Origin of the sequence: Sorangium sp. So ce117, assembly GCF_051524395.1 — a bacterium.
GTDB classification, from domain to species: Bacteria; Myxococcota_A; Polyangia; order Polyangiales; family Polyangiaceae; genus Sorangium; species Sorangium cellulosum_B.
The window spans coordinates 10,121,867-10,139,308 of record NZ_CP150309.1; the positions used below are offsets into that span (position 1 = coordinate 10,121,867).

Below are 17,442 nucleotides of genomic sequence, written 5' to 3' on the forward strand. Positions count from 1 at the left end.
CTTCAGCGCATGAGACCTAGCCATCCGACGCTGGTCGCCACGTCGGTCGTGCTCACCGCGCTGTTCAGCATCGGTGATGCGTCCGCCCGGCCTCCAGCGCCTCAACTGTTCTGTGAAAATTATCCCAACGACCTGCTCTGCGCGGCCAGCGGTGTCAGTTGCACCTTGTGCCATACCCGCACTGAACCGCCTGTCGCCTGGAACTCCTACGGCGACGATGTGCGGTCGGCCTTCTCGAAGTCATCGACGTCGGACGAGACGTTCGCGGCGGCGTTGCCCTTGGCGCTCGCTGCCGTGGAGAACCGCGACTCCGACAAGGACGGCGCATCCAACCGCGACGAGATCGCGGCGGGCACGCTTCCAGGAGACGCGGCCAGCGCCCCGCAGGGCGAGGCGACCTGCAGCCCCGCGCAGGTCCCCATGACGTACGACGTGTGCCGCTATGACGGCCGGTATGCGCTGCGAAAGGTGATGCTCGATGCGTGCGGTCGATCGCCGACGCCCGCGGAGCTCGAGGCCGTGGCCGGCACCCCGCCTGAGCTGCAGCCGGATGCCGTCGCGGACGCGCTCACCGCCTGCATGCAGAGCGAGTTCTGGCGAGGGCGCGAGGGCGTGGTGTGGAACATCGCTCACGCCAAGATCCGGCCCACCATCTTCGTCGATGAGCCAGTAGAGAACACCGACGGCAGCTACACCGGCGAGGAGGACTTCGACTACTTCCCCGATTATGCCCTCTTCGTGTATACGCAGATCGATGGCCACGATAGCCGTGATCTGCTGAATGCCCGCTACTATGTCCAGCGTTTGATTGTCGACGGGCGCTCCGTGTACAAGCCGGTCGACGAGCTGCCGGGGAGGCAGAAAATGCCGACCGAGCGCCGCGCCGGCATGCTGACCACACGCTGGTTTCTGCTGTTCAACAACATGTTCACCGCGCTGCCGCGCACCGCCGCCGCCCAGGCCTACCGGGTCTACCTCGGCCTCGACATCGCGCTGGGCGAAGGCCTCCACCCCGTGCCCGGCGAGCCCGCTGACTACGACGACAAGGGCGTCGCCGCCCCGACCTGCGCCGGCTGCCACTCGACCCTCGATCCGCTCAGCTATCCGTTCAGCCGCTACGACGGCGTGACCGCCGCCGATTTGTCCGAAAAAGGCCGTTACCTGCCGACCCGACTCGAGGACTTCTATGACCCCTTGCTTCCGGGCGTCAGCGCGATGCCAGAGGCAGGGATGCTGCTCGGGAAACCCGTGAGCTCGCTGATCGAGTGGGCCGAAGTCGCGACGAGCAGCTGGGAGTTCGCGGCCTCCCGCGTCGCCGACTACTGGCAGGTGTTCTTCCACGCCGAGCCGTCCGGCGCGGAGCTCGCCACATTCGACGCGCTGGTCGAGGCATTCCGTACCGAGCACGGCTTCGCAATCGAACCCATGTTGCGCGACCTCGTTCGCACGGAGGCCTTCGGTGTACCGTAATCATTCGACGCTCTTCCGCGCCGCGGCGCCGTCGCTCTCGCTCGCCCTCGCCGTCTCTGCAGCGTCGTGCGCCGGCGACGAGCCCGAGCGCGGTCCAGCTCCCGCGGCGCAGCCCGCCGCACGGCACGCCCGCGTGCACTTCAAGGGCGGGACGCGCCTGCGCAACGATCTCGCGCAGCTGCTCCAGCTCGACCCGGATGAGGTGTGCAACGAGTTCGGCACGAAGTCGTGCTCGGAGAGCGTGCACACGGTGGCGCTCGGCGGCCTCGACCCCTATCGGAACCAGATCTTCCAATCGTCCCCGACGACCGGGCTGGGCACGACGCTCATCGTCGAGCGCACGGCCCTTCAAGCCTGCCGGCAACGCGCCGAGCGGGATATCGCCCGAGGAGAGGAGAATCCTCTGGTGTGGCGCGACGTGACGACCGCTCTGGGCCGAGCGTCGAGCGTCGATGCCCTCTATGCCTCGGCGCTCGGCCGACCGCCGACGGCGCGTGAGCGCGACGGCTTCGAGTCGCTCTACGCGCTCGCCCTGGCGGAGGGGCCCGACGTCGCCGAGGCGGAGACGGGCTGGGCGACGCTCTCCTGCTTCGCCGTCGTGACGAGCATCGAGTTTCTTTTCTACTGAGGAACGCTATGAAACAAGTCCAATCGAAGATCGGGCGGCGGCAGCTTCTCCGGTGGGGCGTCGCGGCAGGCGGGGCGTTCGGACTCGCGAGCCTCGTCTCCTCACGCGGGCGCGGGGCGGGCATACCGCCGCGTTATCTGCTCGTCATCGGCGCTCATGGCGGCGCCTCCATCATCGACAGCATGCTCGCCGTACGCCACAGCGAGTCGGCGCGCTGGGAGACGATCAACACGTTTCCGGACAACGAGGTGAAGGGGTTCGACGGCTCGCCGCTGCGAGCGGTCGACATCGAGCGCCCGACGTCGGGTCCGTTCCCCTTTCCGCTGCGGGCGAAGCAGTCGCCGTTCGTACAGGCCCATCGCGAGCAGATGCTCGTGGCGACGCTGACCGGATCGAGCGTCAATCACTTCGTCGGTCAGCGCCGCTCGATCACGGGCAACGAAGCGTGGCGTGGGCGCACCCTGCAGGAGTGCGTGGCGATGGAGTACGGCGATGACTTCGCAATTCCTAACATCAACATGTCCTCCGGAGGCTTCGTGGACCGCGGACACGACGAGACGCTGCCGCCGCACTGCTTCTCGGAGCTGATCGCCCAGCCCTCGACCTGGTTCCTCGGGCTCGACGCGCGCAAGGGCATCAAGACGGCTCCGGCGTCGGCGCTGCTCGACGAGGCCCGGCGGCTGCGCGACGAGCAAATCGAGCCGCAGAGCCCGTTCCTCCAGGCGTTTGGCCAGGCCGAGCCGCTCCGGCTGTGGGCGCAGCAGCGCGCAAAAGCGCGGACGAACCTCGAGGCGCGCGGTCTGCTCGAGAAGCTGTGCCTCTTGCAAGACTCGAAAGACTACCCGCTTTCGGACTACAACGTCGAAGCATCCCCTGAAGCAGCGATGCTGCGAGAGACGTTCCCGCTGCTCGACACCGATCCTTTCGAGGCGCAGGCGGCCTTGGCCTACCTGCTGTTCAAGAACCAGGTCTGCGTGACGGCGACGATATGGCCGACCACCCGCGTCCTCGTCGACGAGGCCACCGACACCCTCCTCAATGCGCCGGTCGCCTTCGATTTCGCTCACAACTATCATCGCTCGATGCAAGCCGTGATGTGGAGCCGGGTCCTGAATGTCACCGACGCGCTCATCCGGCTCCTCAAGCAGACGCCGGCCGACGACAGCGGCGCGTCGCTGTGGGACCGCACGCTGATCTACGTCGCGACCGAGTTCGGGCGCACGAAGACCCGGGTCGGCGGTCAGGACGATTTCGGCACCTCGCACGATCTGAACAACGGCGTTCTACTGGTGTCGCCGATGCTCAAGGGGAATCGCGTCCTCGGCGGCGTCGATCCCGATACGGGCCTGACCTATGGGTTCGATCCGACGACGGGCGCGCCGGAGGAGGGGCGGCAGACCAGCGAGGCGGAGATCTTCAGCGGGATCCTCGACGTGATGCGCGTCGACACCTCCGGCAGCGGGCTGCCCGCGGTGACGGCGTTGCGAGGCTGAGCTCGCGTCACGCGGGAGCGCGTGAGGCAATCTAGGTTGCGGGCGGACAGTGCTCTGGTAGCCCCCGCGCCACATCGAGAACGCGTTGCGGGTAAACGCAGCCCACGGCGCTTGGGCGCTTGGAAAAGCGGGAATACCAGCCGCCGTGCAGCCGCCGCTGACGCCGATGCCAGAGGCCACGGCGCTGGAGCTGGAGCTGCTGCTGGCGCGCCGGCGCCAGTTGATCACCATGCTAGTGGCCGAGAAGAATCGGCTCTCGGGCTTGGTTGGGCCCCGCCGCGTCGCACGCGTCGTCAGCAGCATCACCCGCATTATCGAGACGCTCGAGAAGGAGCTGAAAAAGCTCGACGACGAGCTCAAGGACAAGATCGAGCAGAGCCCGCTCTGGCGCGCGAAGGACGAGCTGCTGCGCTCGGTCCCCGGCGTCGGGCCCGGCGCCTCGCAAAGAACACGGCTGCTTGGCGGTTCCATCATGTCAGCCCGGTGGGGGAATTCCCCCACCACCGGGCTGCGGGGCGATCGATTGCGAGGGCGGCTAACTCAGGGCCGCGTGGCGATCCAGTAGAGGAGCGCGGTCCGGCTGAGGCCGTCGTCGAGCGCGGTGAGCGCCTGCGCGTCCTCCCAGGCCGCCTCCTTGTCGACGGTCGCGTGCGCCGCGATCAGGAACGCCTTCCAGGGGTCCTCCGCGTCCGCGGTGGTCTCCGAGATCACGGGCCACGCGTCCTGGACCCAGTCCTTGGAGATGAGCGACTCCGAGATCGGCGTGATCGGGAGCAGCTGGATCCCATAGACGTACTCGGGGTTGGGACCGAACCACGTCCCGAAGTCGGCCTTCGTGGACCAGAGCACGCCGACGGCGCCGTTGTTCTTGAACGGCTCGGGGTAGACGGTGCTGTCCGCGGTCACCTGCCAGTACGTCTGCGCCGAGGCCGTCTCCAGGGCGAGGAGCACCCGGCCGAGGTTCTCCACATCCTTGTTCTCGAGCGCCTCACCGAGGAGCTGCATGCTGTACCAGGCGTTGACGGCCTCGGAGGTCGACTCCTGGTTGCGGCCGTCCGCGAACGGGAACAGCCCTGACGCCCACGAGTGGCCCCTGAACCAATCCATGCTGCGGAACGGCGTGAAGAACGTGTCCTTGGCGCTCGGGTTGGCGATGTCCCGGACGAGCCAGAGCGCCTTGTCCCCGTACTCCTCGCGCCACGCCTCATCGCTCTTCGCGAGCACGGCCGCCGCGTAGAGGAAGTAGCCGTAGTGGAAGTGATGATCGTTGTAATACCCCTGGCCGAAGTCGGCGGCCTCGTCCGTCAGGCCCTTGGTCGTCACGAGGCCGCCCCAGGTCGTGTCGTAGACGAGGGGGTTGTCGTTCTGGCCGTTGAGCCACGGGTTGAGGCGCGACTTGAGCCGCGCCCTGAGCTCCTCCGCGAGATCCGCCTTGCCGACCACCTCGGCGATCTGCGCGAGGCGCGCGAGCTTCGCGAGCTGCTTGCCCCCGAAATAGGGGTCTGTCCCGGCGACCGCCTCCTCGGGCATGAAGCCCTTGTCCTCTTCGAGGGCCGCGATGATGGCCTCGCCCCACTCGTCCGAGGCGCGGCGCGGGGCGTCCCAGCCGATCGTGCTGAGCGGGTACTCGAGCTCCCAGCTCGCGCCGGAGATGCCCTTCATCTGGCCGATCACGGTCGGGTACGAGACGTCCGCCGCCTTGAACATATCGAGGTGATCCAGATGGTGCGGCAGCGCCATGGTCAGGAGATCGCCCTCGCCCTCGGTCTTCCAGACGAAGCGCACTCTGGCCTCGTCCTCGGTGACCGAGGCCTCGATGTCGCCGCCGACGGGGATGACGGCGGCGTGGTCGTCGAGCACGGCCGCGGCGTTCGGCCCGGGGACGAGCGCGAGGCGGAGCGAGCCCTCGTACGGCTCGTCCGCCGTCATGGAGAGGGCGTCCCACTCGAGGCTGATCTCGGGGAACGCATAGAGCACCCACGTCTGGCCGTTGTTGAGCGAGATCTCGAATCGGTCGCCCGTGACCGTGGTGGGGCTCGTCGACCCGCCGTTGACCTCGGTGATCGCCACGCCGTCGCCGGCGCGGACGGAGGGGGCGAGCCCGTCGTACGTGGCCGTCACGTACGGCATCCCGTACACGATGGGCGCCGTCATCGTGCCGCCCTGCGCCGCCCACTCCACGGTGACCGAGAGGAGATCGGCCGACTTGACGGTGTGGCCGGAGAAGGCCTGGCGCGCGCTGAGCGCGAGCTGCGTCAGGTCCGCCGAGGTGACGGCCGTGCTCTCCACCACGACGCTGGGCCGGGAGATCGACAGCGCCTGTCCGACCGCCTTGAGGTCGTACGGCGCGGCGTTGATCCGCTGATCACCCTGGCCGAGCGCGAAGTTCATCCAGGTGGCGTTCGTGGGGAGCGGGGCCTTGAGATCGGCCAGCACGGCGCCCGGCGCGAGCGGGTGCTCCGCCTCCGTGAACTCCGGAGCGACGTCCGACAGCGGCTTGCTGCGGTCGAGATCCCACGTCTCGACCGGCACGCCGCCGGTGCCGCCGGTGCCGCCGCCGCCGTCCCCCCCGCTGCCTCCGCCGCCGTCGCCCTCGGTCACCTTGGGCGGCGGCTCATCGTCGCCGCACGCGGCGATCGCGGAGAGGCAGCTCAGCAAAGCAAAAGTCCGTAGCATCGGATGCTTCAACATCATAATCCAGCTCCCTCGCTCCCTCGCTCCAGCGCTCATCGCTCCACCTGCCCCGAAGCGGATCGAGAGATGAGCCCTGGTGTCGTGGTAGTTTCATCGATTTGCAAGCAACGGTACAGATTCTTTCATGAAGCGCCGGGCCCGTCCAGCTTGGCGAGCCCGCCGTCCCCGCGCCGGAGGCCCTCGCGATGCCATCCATCAGGCGATCGACAGCCCGCACGCCGCGAGTCGGCTATGTCGTTGTCCGACGGTTCCTGGGGTCCTTTATCGCGTCTTCGCAGGCGCCTTGGCCGCGCTCTTCGCAGGCGCCTTGGCCGCGCTCTTCGCAGGCGCCTTGGCCGCGCTCTTCGCGGGCGCCTTGGCCGCGCTCTTCGCAGGCGCCCGTGCTCCAGGCGCGGGCGGCGCCTCGCCTCTGCCGCCTCCGCGCACGAGCGCGAGCACCTCGTCCGCGTGTCCGTCGACCTTCACGGCGCTGAAGGCGTGCTTCACCGCGCGGTCGGGGCCGATGATGAAGGTGCTCCGGATGGTACCCATCACCTTCTTGCCGTACATCGACTTCTCGCCGTAGACCCCGTAGGCGTTGTGCGCGGCGAGATCCGGATCGCTGAGGAGCGTCACCCCGAGATCGTATTTGTCCCTGAACTTCCGGTGGCGTTCGACGGAGTCGCGGGAGACGCCGAGCACGACGGCGCCGGCCTCGGCGAAGGCGCGCAGGGCCGCGGAGAAGGCCTGGGCCTCCCGCGTGCAGCCGGGGGTGTCGTCCTTTGGATAGAAGTAGAGGACGACCGTCTTGCCCGGGAAATCCGCGAGGCCCACCGTCTTGCCGCTGTCGCTTTCGAGAGAGAAATCGGGGGCACGATCGCCTGCATTCACCATCGCTCGTTCGCTCCTTGTCCGCCCGGGCGCAGGGAGGACAGCCCCCCTTCCCCATCGGCGCGCACGATATCACGCGACGTCCCCGGCGTACCACATAGCGCCCCCCGGCCCGCGCCAGCGTCGCCGCGCGCCGCGCCCAGTCGGCGGGGCCTCGGCCCGGAGGGCGCGGGCGCTCAGGGCCAGCCTGGATCCGGCTCGGGCGGAGCTTGGATTCCGTCCGAGAGCGGCCGCACGACGACGGCGCTCTCCACTCCCCGTTTCCCGCGCCTGCGCGCGGCCGCGGCGCCCTTCCCGCGAGGCGCGGCGCGCGGGGGCGACGGACGACTGCGTGGTGACATACGATCTCGGGGGGATCGCGAAGAGCCCGGTCGCGAAGAGCCCGGCCGGCGGAGCGACGGAGGGGGCGCTCGATGATGATGTGAACCCGCGAACCGCGCGAACCGAACGAACCGCGCAGGCAACCGCGCGCGCGACCGCGCAGGCAGCGGAGCGTCGCCGGGGCCGGCTTGCCCCCCCAGGGCAACCGAGGTACCCAAGGCACATTCGCAAGGCGCATGGCTGGCGTCATCGAATGAAATGGCATCAGCGCTGCTGGAGGAGATCATGACCCTGCCCGTCCCCGTGTACATCGTCGCAGCGGCCCGGACGCCGATCGGCGCGTTCCAGGGCGCACTCTCGCCCTTGCCCGCCCCCCACCTGGGTGAGGTCGCCATCCGGGCGGCGCTCGAGCGGGCAAAGCTGTCTCCGGAGGCGGTCGAGGAGGTGTTCCTCGGCAATGTCCTGTCCGCCGGTATCGGGCAGGCTCCGGCCCGGCAGGCCGCCATCTTCGCCGGCATCCCGAGCAAGGTGCCGGCCACCACCGTGAGCAAGGTCTGCGGCTCGGGCCTCCAGGCCGTGATCTTCGGCGCGAAGACGGTGGCGCTCGGCGACGCGGACGTCGTCGTCGCCGGCGGCATGGAGTCGATGTCGAACGTGCCCTACTACCTCCCGCAGGCGCGCTCGGGCTACCGCATGGGCGACGGCAAGCTCGTGGACGGCATGATCCACGATGGCCTGTGGGATCCGTACGGCAACTTCCACATGGGCACCGCGGGCGACGCGTGCGCCAGGGAGCACGGCTTCTCGCGGGAGGCGCAGGACGAGTACGCGAAGGAGAGCTTCCGCCGCGCGGTCGCGGCCCAGCGCGAGGGGCTCTTCGCCGCGGAGATCGCGCCCGTCTCCGTCCCGCAGAAGAAGGGCGACGCGGTGGTCGTGAAGGAGGACGAGGGCCCGCCCGCCGGCAAGCCCGAGAAGTTCGCGTCCCTGAAGCCCGCGTTCCAGAAGGACGGGACGATCACCGCGGCCAACGCGTCGTCGATCAACGACGGCGCGAGCGCGCTCGTCCTGGCGAGCGAGCGGGCCGTCAAGGAGCACAAGCTCACGCCGCTCGCGCGGATCGTCGGCTATGGCGGCGCCGCGCAGGCGCCCGAGTGGTTCACGACGGCGCCGGCCGCGGCCATCGCGAACACGACGAAGAAGCTCGGCATCCCGACGGACCAGATCGACCTCTTCGAGGTGAACGAGGCGTTCGCGGTGGTGGCGCTCGCGGTGAACAAGCTCTCCGGGCTCGACGCCCAGAAGGTCAACGTCCGCGGCGGCGCGGTCGCGCTCGGCCACCCGATCGGCGCGAGCGGGGCGCGCATCCTGACGACGCTGCTCTTCGCCATGAAGGACCGGAACGCGAAGCGCGGCCTGGCCACGCTCTGCATCGGCGGCGGCGAGGCGCTCGCGGTCGTCGTGGAGCGGTGATCCGCCCGCAGCCCGTCGGGCCCGGCGTGCGCGGCGTGGAGGCCTTCCCCGCGCGCACGCCGACCCTGCCGCCCGCGACCCACACGAACAGCTACGCGCTCGGCGGCGGCGAGGTGCTGCTCGTCGAGCCGGCCACGCCGTACGAGGACGAGCGCCGCGAGTGGCTCGCCTGGGCGCGCGGCTTCGCCTCCCAGGGGCGGTCGCTCGTGGCGATCGCGGTGACCCACCACCACGCCGACCACGTCGGGGGCGCGCGCTTCTTCGCGGCCGAGCTCGGCTTGCCGGTCTGGGGGCACGCCGAGGCGGCCCCGCGCCTCCCGGGCGTCCCGCTCGCGCGCCGCCTCGCGGACGGGGAGGTGGTGCGGCTCGGCGGGCCGGAGCCGACGGCGCTGCGGGTGCTCCACACGCCGGGGCACGCGCCCGACCACCTCTGCTTCCTCGACGAGGCGCAGGGCGCCCTGGTCTGCGGCGACATGGTCGCCGGCGAGGGGACCATCCTGATCGATCCCCGGGAGGGCGACATGGCCGAGTACCTCGCGCAGCTCGATCGGCTCGCGGGGCTCGGGGCGCGGGTCGCGCTGCCGGCGCACGGCGGGCCGATCGGCGCGCCGGAGGCGCTGTTCCGGCGCTACATCGCGCACCGGCTGGGGCGGGAGCGGCTGGTGGTCGCGGCGCTCGAGGCGGCCAGCGAGGCCGGCGCGGGCGGCGCAGGCGGCACGTCGATCGAGGCGCTCTTGCCGGTCGTCTATGCGGACACGGCGCCGCTCGTCTGGCCGCTCGCGCGGCTGAGCCTCGAGGCTCACCTGATCAAGCTGGAGCGCGAGGGGCGGGTGGTGCGCCGCGAGGATCGATGGCGGCGCGCGGCGGGGACGGGCGCCTGACCGCACGGCCGGGCGGAGCGGGGTCACTTCGTGGAGGCGTCGCCCTTCGCGCGCCGCGCGTCGCGGCCTCGTGCACCGCCTCCCCCATCAGGACGCGCGCGGCAGCTCGACCCGGAACACCGAGCCGGCGCCCGGCTCGCTCTCGACGAGGAGGCGGCCGCCGTGCGCCTCGACGATGCGCTTCGCCACGGCGAGCCCGAGGCCCGTCCCCGGGATCGCGCCCGCCGACGCCTTGAGGCGCTGGAACGGCTCGAAGAGGTGCGCCAGATCCGCCGGATCGATCCCGACCCCGCGGTCGCGAACCGCGATCTCGGCGCGGCCGCCGCCGCCGTGGACCGCCACATCGACCTGGCCGCCGGCGGGAGAGTACTTGAGCGCGTTCGACAGGAGGTTGTTGAGCACCTGCTGGATCCGCGTCGCGTCGCAGCGGACGAGCACCGGCGCCTCGGGGAGCGAGAGCTCGATCGGGTGCTGCGGCGAGACCGGGCGGTAGAGCTCGGCCGCCTCCTGCACGAGCTCGCGCAGGTCGCGCTCCTCGACCCGGAGGTCGAGCTTGCACGCCTCGATCTGCGACGCGTCAAGGAGGTCCCCGACCATGCGCTCGAGGCGATCGACCTGCCGTCCGACGAGCGCCATGGTCCGCTGCACGCGCGGCTCCGACGGGGGGCCTCCGTCGCTGAGGAAGCCGACCGACAGCCGCAGCGCCGAGAGCGGGTTCCTGAGGTCGTGCGCCACGCCGCCGAGGAACGCGAACTGCGCCTCACGCTGGCGCTCCAGCGACTCCGCCGTGCTGTTGAAGGCCCGCGCGATGTCCCCGAGCTCGCGCGGCCCGACGAGCGGCGCGCGCGCGGCGCGGTCCCCCGCGCCGTAGCGGCCGATCGCCTCCTGGATCACGACGACAGGGCCGTAGACGAGCCGCCGCGCGCTGATGAGGACCAAGGACGCGCCGGCCATGAAGAAGATGACGGCCGCGACGCCGGCGGTGGTCGCGCGCCGGCCCAGACGCTCTATGAGCGCCTGGGACGCGCGGGCCTGCTGGAGGTTGATCTCGACCAGGCGGTCGAGGGCCTTGAACGCGTCGTCGAAAGCGAGCGAATCGGTGGCCAGCGCCGGCGCGTCCGGCGCAGGGGGCGAGCCGCCGGCATCGCCGGCTCGACGCCCGACGAGGTATTCGTCGACGCGCCGCTCTGCGTCGACGAGCGCGCCGCTCTCGTCCTGGCTGCTCACGTAACGGTGAGCCTCCGCAAGGCCCTCCCTTAGCTCGATCTCCCACTCGTGGAAGGTGGAGATCGGCCCGCCGCTGGCGGCGCCGCCGCCGCGGTGGATCTGATGGGCATCGCGGAGGAGGTCGATCTGCAGGCTGTGCACCAGGCGGACGCTCTCGATCGCGTCGCCGAGGATCCCGGTGGCCTGCTGCATGGTCGCCGCGGCGGCCATGAGCGCGGCGACCACGGCGATCGCCGCGCCCGTGAGGAGAAATGTCGCGATCCCGAGGAGCGCGCTCAGGCTCGGCTGCCTCGAGGAGCCGAGCTCTGGCGCGCGCCGCGCCGCTGCTGATTCCATGGCGTCGATTGATCCGATTTCGCGTCCGAGGCAACTCGTACGCACCGCCGCCCCCGAGCGGCGCGGCCCTCCACGCTCGCCCGCGGGCGCGGCGCGTCTCCGCGGCGGCTGGTGACGGCGCCATGGCGGAGGGTGGAGGCCGGCCAGGCGGCAGCGCCGGCGAGCTCGGCTCAACAGCGCTGGCCGAGGATGGGCGGCGTCACGGCGCGGGTGTCACTGGCACGCCTGGGCGGCCGTGTTCCGGCGGAGCCCGCAGGCGAAGGTGCCGCCGCCGCAGCTGAAGACGCTGCAGTACTCGTGCACCTCCCTGTACCCGTTGGGGTAGGTCTTTACCTCGCAGTCCGCAGGGCTGTAGTCGCACACCTCCTGGCAGCGGATCGGGCCGGTCGTGCCGTCGTTCGCGTCCGTGCACGGCCGCTCGTCGAGCTGGGTGCTCGCCGTGAACCCCACGTCCGCCTGATCATCGAAGTGCCCCGTGCAGAAGTGCGTGTCGGTGACGGTGCCCTCGAGGTAGCTCCGGAGGTCCGGCGAGAAGAAGGGCACCGGGTTCGGCGCCCTGTTGTCGGCGACGCGGCGGACCTCGAAGTGCAGGTGATCGTTGCCTGGCCAGTCCGACGATTCGCCGATCTCCTGCCCCGGGACGACGAGATCGCCCTCGGCGACCAGGCTCGACGCGGCGTGCCCGTAGATGACGTACACCGAGCCATAGCGGATCGTGAGATCGATCTGGGAAGGCGCGCCCTGGGCAGTGGGGTACCTGCCTGTGCAGGCGTTTCGCCCGGCGCACATGACCATTCCATAGCCGACCGAGTACAAGGGGCTGCGCGCCGGGACGAAGAAATCGAGCCCGCTGTGGTTGCCGGAGGTGTGCGTGTAATAGACGGTCTGGAGCACGACCGAAGTGCACGTATGGCCGAAGTACTGCCCCATGGGCGGCGCATCCCCGTTCGGCATCGTGGTGGGGTGATTGCAGAACGTGGGCACCTTCGTGCCGCTGAGCTCGTCGCCGGGCCCCACCTCGCCGCAGCCGGTTGTCGGGTCCCCCCCGCCGCCGGCGCCCGAGACCGACGCGTTCGTGATGGTCGCGCCGTCGTCGTACAGGCTGGTATCCAGCTCGAGCGGGTACGTGGGCGCCGCGCTGCTCGTGTGGAACACGGCCCCGTTCTTCAGGTAGCGGACCTGGCCGCTCTGCACCTCGACGCGGAAGACGTCGCCGGCCTGGTAGGTCCCGAAGTAGCCCTGTCCAACCCCTTGCTCCACGACCTCCAGCCCCCCGTCGCCGCGCAGGTAGATCGCGTAATCGATGTCTCCGTACCCCTGATCGGCGTCGCCGTGGCCAAGGCCCGCCATCTTGTACCGGTTCGTCTCGTTCGTGGAGAACTCCACGTACCCGTCGCCCGACGCGATCTGCTGGACCGACGAGGCCCCTGCGTGCCAGCCCCAGCCGGCGGCGCGCGTCAGCGAGCCCCCGCTCGCCGGCGCATGGCGGACGTTCTTCCAGAACCCCGGCGGCATGCAGCTCGTGTCCCCGGTCGCGCAGCTCACGACCTGGGCGCCGGCGATGGTCGCGCTCTCGTGGTTCAGGCTGGTGTCGAGCCTGAGCGGATAGGTGGGCGCCGTCAGGCTCGTATGGAACGCCAGCCCGTTCTTGCGGTACCGCACCTGGCCATTGAACACCTCGACACGGAAGACGTCGCCGGCCTGGTAGGTCCCGAAGTACCCCTGTCCAACCCCTTGCTCGTAGATCTCCAGGCCTCCATCGGCGCGCAGGTAGATCGCATAGTCGATGTCCCCGAAGCCCTGATCGGCGTCGCCGTGGCCGAGGCCCGCCATCTTCTCGAGGTTCGCCTCGTTCGTGGAGAACTCAGCATAGCCGTCGCCCGCCTCGATCTGCTCGGCCGACGAGGCCCCGGCGTGCCAGCCCCAGCCGGCGGTGCGCGTCAGCACGCCTCCGTTGGCGGTGGCATAGCGGACGTTCTGCCATAGCCCGGGGGGCATGCAGCTCGTGTCCCCGGCCGCGCAGCTCATGACCTGGGCGCCGGCGACGGTCGCGCCTTCGTGGTTCAGGCTGGTGTCGAGCCCGAGCGGGTAGGTGGGCGCCGTGGTGCTCGTGTGGAACACCATCCCGTTCTTGCGGTAGCGCACCTGGCCATTGAACACCTCGACGCGGAAGACGTCCCCGACCTCGTAGGTCCCGAAGTATCCCTGTCCAACGCCCTGCTCGTAGACCTCCAGGCCCCCGTCGTCGCGCACGTAGATCGCGTAATCGATGTCCCCGAAGCCCTGATCGGCGTCGCCGTTGCCGAGGCCCGCCATCTTCTGGAGGTCTGCCTCGTTCGTGGAGAACTCCACGTAGCCGTCGCCCGCCTCGATCTGCTCGGCCGACGAGGCCCCGGCGTGCCAGCCCCAGCCGGCGTCGCGGGTCAGCAGGCTTCCGTTCGCCGTGGCGTAGCGGACGTTCTTCCATTCCTGCGGCGGCATGCAGCCCTCGTCCCCGGCCGCGCAGCTCATGATCTGGGCGCCGGTGACGGTCGCGCCCTCGTGGTTCAGGCTGGTGTCGAGCCCGAGCGGATAGGTGGGCGCCGTGTTGCTCGTGTGGAACACCATCCCGTTCTGCCGGTAACGCACCTGGCCATTGAACACCTCGACGCGGAAGATGTCGCCCGGCTGGTACGTCCCGAAGTACCCCTGTCCAACCCCCTGTTCGACGATCTCCAGGCCTCCATCGGCGCGCAGGTAGATCGCGTAATCGATGTCCCCGAAGCCCTGATCGGCGTCGCCGTTGCCGAGGCCCGCCATCTTCTCGAGGCTCGCCTCGTTCGTGGAGAACTCGACGAACCCGTCGCCCGCCTCGATCTGCTCGGCAGACGAGGCCCCGGCGTGCCAGCCCCAACCGGCGCTTCGCGTCAGCACGCCTCCGTTGGCGGTGACGTAGCGGACGTTCCGCCACAGCCCCGGCGGCATGCAGCTCGTGTCCCCGGCCGCGCAGCTCGCGACCTGGGCGCTGGTGAGGGTCGCGCCCTCGTGGTTCAGGCTGGTGTCGAGCCCGAGCGGGTAGGTGGGCGCCGTGGCGCTCGTGTAGAACACGAGCCCGTTCTTGCGGTAACGCACCTGGCCGCTGAACGCCTCCACGCGGAAGACGTCGCCGGCCTGGTACGTCCCGAAGTAGCCCTTCCCGTACCCCTGCTCGACGATCTCCAGGCCTCCATCGGCGCGCAGAAAGACCGCATAGTCGATGTCTCCGAAGCCCTGATCGGCGTCGCCGTTGCCGAGGCCCGCCATCTTCTCGAGGCTCGCCTCGTTCGTGGAGAACTCCACGAACCCATCGCCGGCCTCGATCTGCTGGACCGACGAGGCCCCGGCGTGCCAGCCCCAGCCGGGGCTACGCGTCAGCAAGGTCCCGTTCGCCGGGGCGTAGCGGACGTTCTTCCAGAACCCCGGCGGCATGCAGCTCTCGTCGCCGGCCGTGCAGTTCGTGACCTGGGCGCTGGTGACGGTCGCGCCCTCGTCGTGCAGGCTGGCGTCGAGCGCGAGCGGGTAGGTGGGCTCCGTGTCGCTCGTATAGAATACGACCCCGTTCTTGCGATAACGCACCTGGCCATCGAACACCTCGACGCGGAAGACGTCGCCGGCCTGGTAGGTCCCGAAGTAGCCCTTCCCGTACCCCTGCTCGAGGATCTCCACGCCCCCGTCGGCGCGAAGGAGCACCCCGTGCTCGATGTCCCAGAACGATGGACTCTCATCGCCGTGGCTCAACCCGGCGATCTTGGTCCGGTTCGCCTCGTTCGTGGAGAACTCGACGAACCCGTCGCCGGCCTCGATCTGCTGGACCGACGAGGCGCCGGCGCTCCAGCCCCAGCCCGGGCCGCGGGTCAGGGCGCCGCCCGACACCTCGACCTCGACGGCGTTGTTCCAGAAGGCGGTGGCGCCCTCTGCAGCCCGCGCGTCTCTCGCGCTCGCGATGGTGCTCCCGACGGCGAGCGCCGCGAGGAGCGCGCCTTTGCAGAGCCTCCTCATGATGCGCCCGTCCTCCCGCGGCCCGCGACGAGCGCGGCGGCGAGGCATGGCGCAGGGTACCGGATGGATCTGTCGAATGCGTGTTGAAGCACGGTGTTGATCTCCTCTGGACATGGATCGTTGATGAGAAGCCGGGCAGACAAAGCCCTCTGGCCAGCGCGCCGCTGCCGGTAGCGCGTCGCGCGTCGCGCGGCCGTCGCGCGTGCGTCTCCGTTCACCAGCGCGCGACGGCGGCTGGCCCTGGCGCGCAGGAGGGCGCGGATCGGGTGTGGCTCGACGGCCACCCCCGTTCCTACGCCGCGGCCGTCCGGCTTCTGACAGGCACCGATCCTCTTTTCCCGCACGCGCCGCCGGCCATGCCCGGCGAGGGGCGTCGCCGGGCGTGGCGGGCATGGCCGGCGAGGGGCGTCGCGGGCATGGCCGGCGAGGGGCGTCGCCGGGCGTGGCGGGGAGCGCGGGGGGCTGGGGAGGCGGGCGTGCTCCGGCCGGGGGGCGGCCAGGAGGCGCCCGCGCGGCGCGGCGCCGCCGTGCTATGTCGAGCGGCATGGCAGCGCCGCGCATCGCCGTCGTGGGTCACGTCGAGCACGTGACGCTCGGCCGCACCGAGGGTGTCCCCCAGCCGGGCGACATCGTTCACCTGCTCGACGCGCGCTTCCTGCCCGGCGGGGGCGGCGGCCTCGCCTTCGCGCAGCTCTGCCGGAGCGACGCCGAGATCCACCTCTTCACCGCGCTCGGGCACGACGCGGCGGCGCGCGCCGTCGAGGAGCGCATCCGCGTCGCGCCGGGGCACGTGCACGTGCACGCGGCGGTGCGCGCCGTGGACCACCCGCGCGTGGTCGTCGTCGTGGACGCCGAGGGCCGTCGCACCATCATCGTCACCGGGGCCCCGCTCCAGCCCGCCGCGAGCGACCTGCTCCCGTGGTCGATCCTCGCGGGCTGCGACGCCGTGTACTTCACCGGCGCCGACCCCGACAGCCTGCGCCTCGCGCGCGCCGCGCGTCGCCTCGTGGTGACCGCCCGCAGGGGCGCGGCGCTCCGGGCGGCGGCGATCGCCGCCGACGTGGTCATCGGCAGCGCCTCCGATCCGCGCGAGAACGCCCCGCTCGACGCGTACGACCCCTGCCCCGGCGCGCTGGTGCTCACCGACGGGCCGCGGCCCGTCCGCGTCCTCCGCCCGGGGAGCGCCGCGCTGGTCGACGCGCCGCCCGCGCCGGACCGCGTCCTCGGCGAGTACGGCGCCGGCGACAGCTTCGCTGGGGCGCTCACCTTCTATCTCGCCCACGGCCTCCCCGTCGAGGAAGCCTGTCGCCTCGCTGGACCGCACGGCGCCGCCGTGCTGCGCGGGATCGATCCGCTCGAGACGCAGACGGCGCTTCTCGCGCCGTGACTCGGGTCCACCTCCGCGGGGCGGGATCGCGGCGCTCGTTACCTAGAGCGGTTTTCAGCTGAGCCTGGTACGAGCGTCGCAGAGCGGCGGTCACCCGCACAGGAGACGGGTCCAGATCGGCGTTTTCGGCGCGGAAGCGCACTCCAGTGCGCTGAGCACCGAAAACGTCGAGATGGGCCCGTATCCGAAGCGGGTGACCGCCGCTCTAGATGCAGCACCAGGGGTAGAGCGTTGATATAACCCATGTCTTGTCGTGCTTGCAGCGCATCGCCCCACCACAGTTGCCGCCCCCGGCGTCGTTCTCGCAAGCATAGCCGACAGCATCGCACGGTTCGCCTGGGCTGGCGCCCTCGCACGGAACGCAGCTCACGCTGGCCCCAGAGCATCCGCCGCACGCCGATTGCTCCGTCTTGAGCCAGGCTGCCGGCCGCGCTGCGCAGCTGCTCTGAGTATCGTCGGGATCACCTTCATTGAGTTTGCATTCGAACACGAGGACGCAATCGCCCGTCGTGTACGTGCAGATCTTCCCGATCTCAGGACACGCTGTCGACTCGACAAGCACCTCGCTCGGGCACCCGGGCGAAACCGTCGTCTCCCCGGTCGGCGCGCCGCCTTCCCCAGCCGGCGCGCCGCCTTCCCCAGCCGGCG

The 17,442-nt window shown here is 70.5% G+C and carries 11 protein-coding genes; 7 read left to right on the plus strand and 4 right to left on the minus strand.

Translation table 11 applies throughout. From position 1 onward, the window contains the following. The first annotated feature begins 9 nt into the window (after positions 1 to 9). The 4 genes from WMF46_RS37985 to WMF46_RS38000 all read left to right on the plus strand — a co-directional run bounded on the left by WMF46_RS37985 (position 10) and on the right by WMF46_RS38000 (position 4,156). Positions 10 to 1,470: a hypothetical protein gene (locus WMF46_RS37985; RefSeq protein WP_437981694.1), complete on the plus strand. Its 1,461-nt coding sequence runs from the start codon at positions 10 to 12 to the stop codon at positions 1,468 to 1,470. Next, positions 1,460 to 2,098 (plus strand): hypothetical protein, encoded by a 639-nt coding sequence (locus WMF46_RS37990; protein WP_437981695.1) that lies wholly within the window; start codon positions 1,460 to 1,462, stop codon positions 2,096 to 2,098. The genes WMF46_RS37985 and WMF46_RS37990 overlap by 11 nt, the downstream gene beginning before the upstream one ends. An 8-nt stretch (positions 2,099 to 2,106) precedes the next feature. Continuing rightward, on the plus strand, positions 2,107 to 3,591 hold the full coding sequence (locus WMF46_RS37995) for a hypothetical protein (protein ID WP_437981696.1): 1,485 nt from the start codon (positions 2,107 to 2,109) through the stop codon (positions 3,589 to 3,591). A gap of 145 nt (positions 3,592 to 3,736) precedes the next feature. Continuing rightward, positions 3,737 to 4,156: a hypothetical protein gene (locus tag WMF46_RS38000; protein ID WP_437981697.1), complete on the plus strand. Its 420-nt coding sequence runs from the start codon at positions 3,737 to 3,739 to the stop codon at positions 4,154 to 4,156. On the opposite strand, the gene WMF46_RS38005 is transcribed toward WMF46_RS38000, so the two are convergent. Both WMF46_RS38005 and WMF46_RS38010 read right to left on the minus strand, forming a co-directional pair. Continuing rightward, positions 4,132 to 6,267 (minus strand): glucan endo-1,3-beta-D-glucosidase, encoded by a 2,136-nt coding sequence (locus WMF46_RS38005; RefSeq protein WP_437981698.1) that lies wholly within the window; start codon positions 6,265 to 6,267, stop codon positions 4,132 to 4,134. The two genes, WMF46_RS38000 and WMF46_RS38005, sit on opposite strands and share 25 nt — an antisense overlap. Positions 6,268 to 6,546: 279 nt before the next feature. Continuing rightward, positions 6,547 to 7,158, minus strand: a complete 612-nt coding sequence (locus WMF46_RS38010; protein ID WP_437981699.1) for a peroxiredoxin — start codon at positions 7,156 to 7,158, stop codon at positions 6,547 to 6,549. A gap of 603 nt (positions 7,159 to 7,761) precedes the next feature. Here WMF46_RS38010 and WMF46_RS38015 point away from each other — a divergent pair. Together WMF46_RS38015 and WMF46_RS38020 are read left to right on the plus strand one after the other, a co-directional pair. Continuing rightward, the gene (locus WMF46_RS38015) at positions 7,762 to 8,946 is read left to right on the plus strand and encodes a thiolase family protein (RefSeq protein ID WP_437987985.1); all 1,185 of its coding nucleotides are present in this window, start codon (positions 7,762 to 7,764) and stop codon (positions 8,944 to 8,946) included. Further along, complete coding sequence (locus WMF46_RS38020; RefSeq protein ID WP_437981700.1) at positions 8,943 to 9,827, plus strand: MBL fold metallo-hydrolase; 885 nt, start codon at positions 8,943 to 8,945, stop codon at positions 9,825 to 9,827. The genes WMF46_RS38015 and WMF46_RS38020 overlap by 4 nt, the downstream gene beginning before the upstream one ends. A gap of 87 nt (positions 9,828 to 9,914) precedes the next feature. Here the strand turns inward: WMF46_RS38020 and WMF46_RS38025 are convergent, their stop codons facing one another. Both WMF46_RS38025 and WMF46_RS38030 read right to left on the minus strand, forming a co-directional pair. Beyond that, on the minus strand, positions 9,915 to 11,390 hold the full coding sequence (locus WMF46_RS38025) for an ATP-binding protein (RefSeq protein WP_437981701.1): 1,476 nt from the start codon (positions 11,388 to 11,390) through the stop codon (positions 9,915 to 9,917). A gap of 213 nt (positions 11,391 to 11,603) precedes the next feature. Continuing rightward, positions 11,604 to 15,407 (minus strand): M23 family metallopeptidase, encoded by a 3,804-nt coding sequence (locus WMF46_RS38030; RefSeq protein WP_437981702.1) that lies wholly within the window; start codon positions 15,405 to 15,407, stop codon positions 11,604 to 11,606. Positions 15,408 to 15,951: 544 nt separating this feature from the next. Between WMF46_RS38030 and WMF46_RS38035 the strand changes: the two genes are divergently transcribed. Continuing rightward, positions 15,952 to 16,794, plus strand: a complete 843-nt coding sequence (locus WMF46_RS38035; protein ID WP_437981703.1) for a PfkB family carbohydrate kinase — start codon at positions 15,952 to 15,954, stop codon at positions 16,792 to 16,794. Positions 16,795 to 17,442 lie beyond the last annotated feature (648 nt).

Bases quoted from the DNA above. Each gene is read 5' to 3' on its own strand.
- WMF46_RS37985 (WP_437981694.1), top strand. From the start codon at position 10: ATGAGACCTAGCCATCCGACGCTGGTCGCCACGTCGGTCGTGCTCACC.
- WMF46_RS37995 (WP_437981696.1), top strand. From the start codon at position 2,107: ATGAAACAAGTCCAATCGAAGATCGGGCGGCGGCAGCTTCTCCGGTGG.
- WMF46_RS38005 (WP_437981698.1), bottom strand. From the start codon at position 6,267: ATGCTACGGACTTTTGCTTTGCTGAGCTGCCTCTCCGCGATCGCCGCG.
- WMF46_RS38010 (WP_437981699.1), bottom strand. From the start codon at position 7,158: ATGGTGAATGCAGGCGATCGTGCCCCCGATTTCTCTCTCGAAAGCGAC.
- WMF46_RS38015 (WP_437987985.1), top strand. From the start codon at position 7,762: ATGACCCTGCCCGTCCCCGTGTACATCGTCGCAGCGGCCCGGACGCCG.
- WMF46_RS38025 (WP_437981701.1), bottom strand. From the start codon at position 11,390: ATGGAATCAGCAGCGGCGCGGCGCGCGCCAGAGCTCGGCTCCTCGAGG.
- WMF46_RS38030 (WP_437981702.1), bottom strand. From the start codon at position 15,407: ATGAGGAGGCTCTGCAAAGGCGCGCTCCTCGCGGCGCTCGCCGTCGGG.
- WMF46_RS38035 (WP_437981703.1), top strand. From the start codon at position 15,952: ATGGCAGCGCCGCGCATCGCCGTCGTGGGTCACGTCGAGCACGTGACG.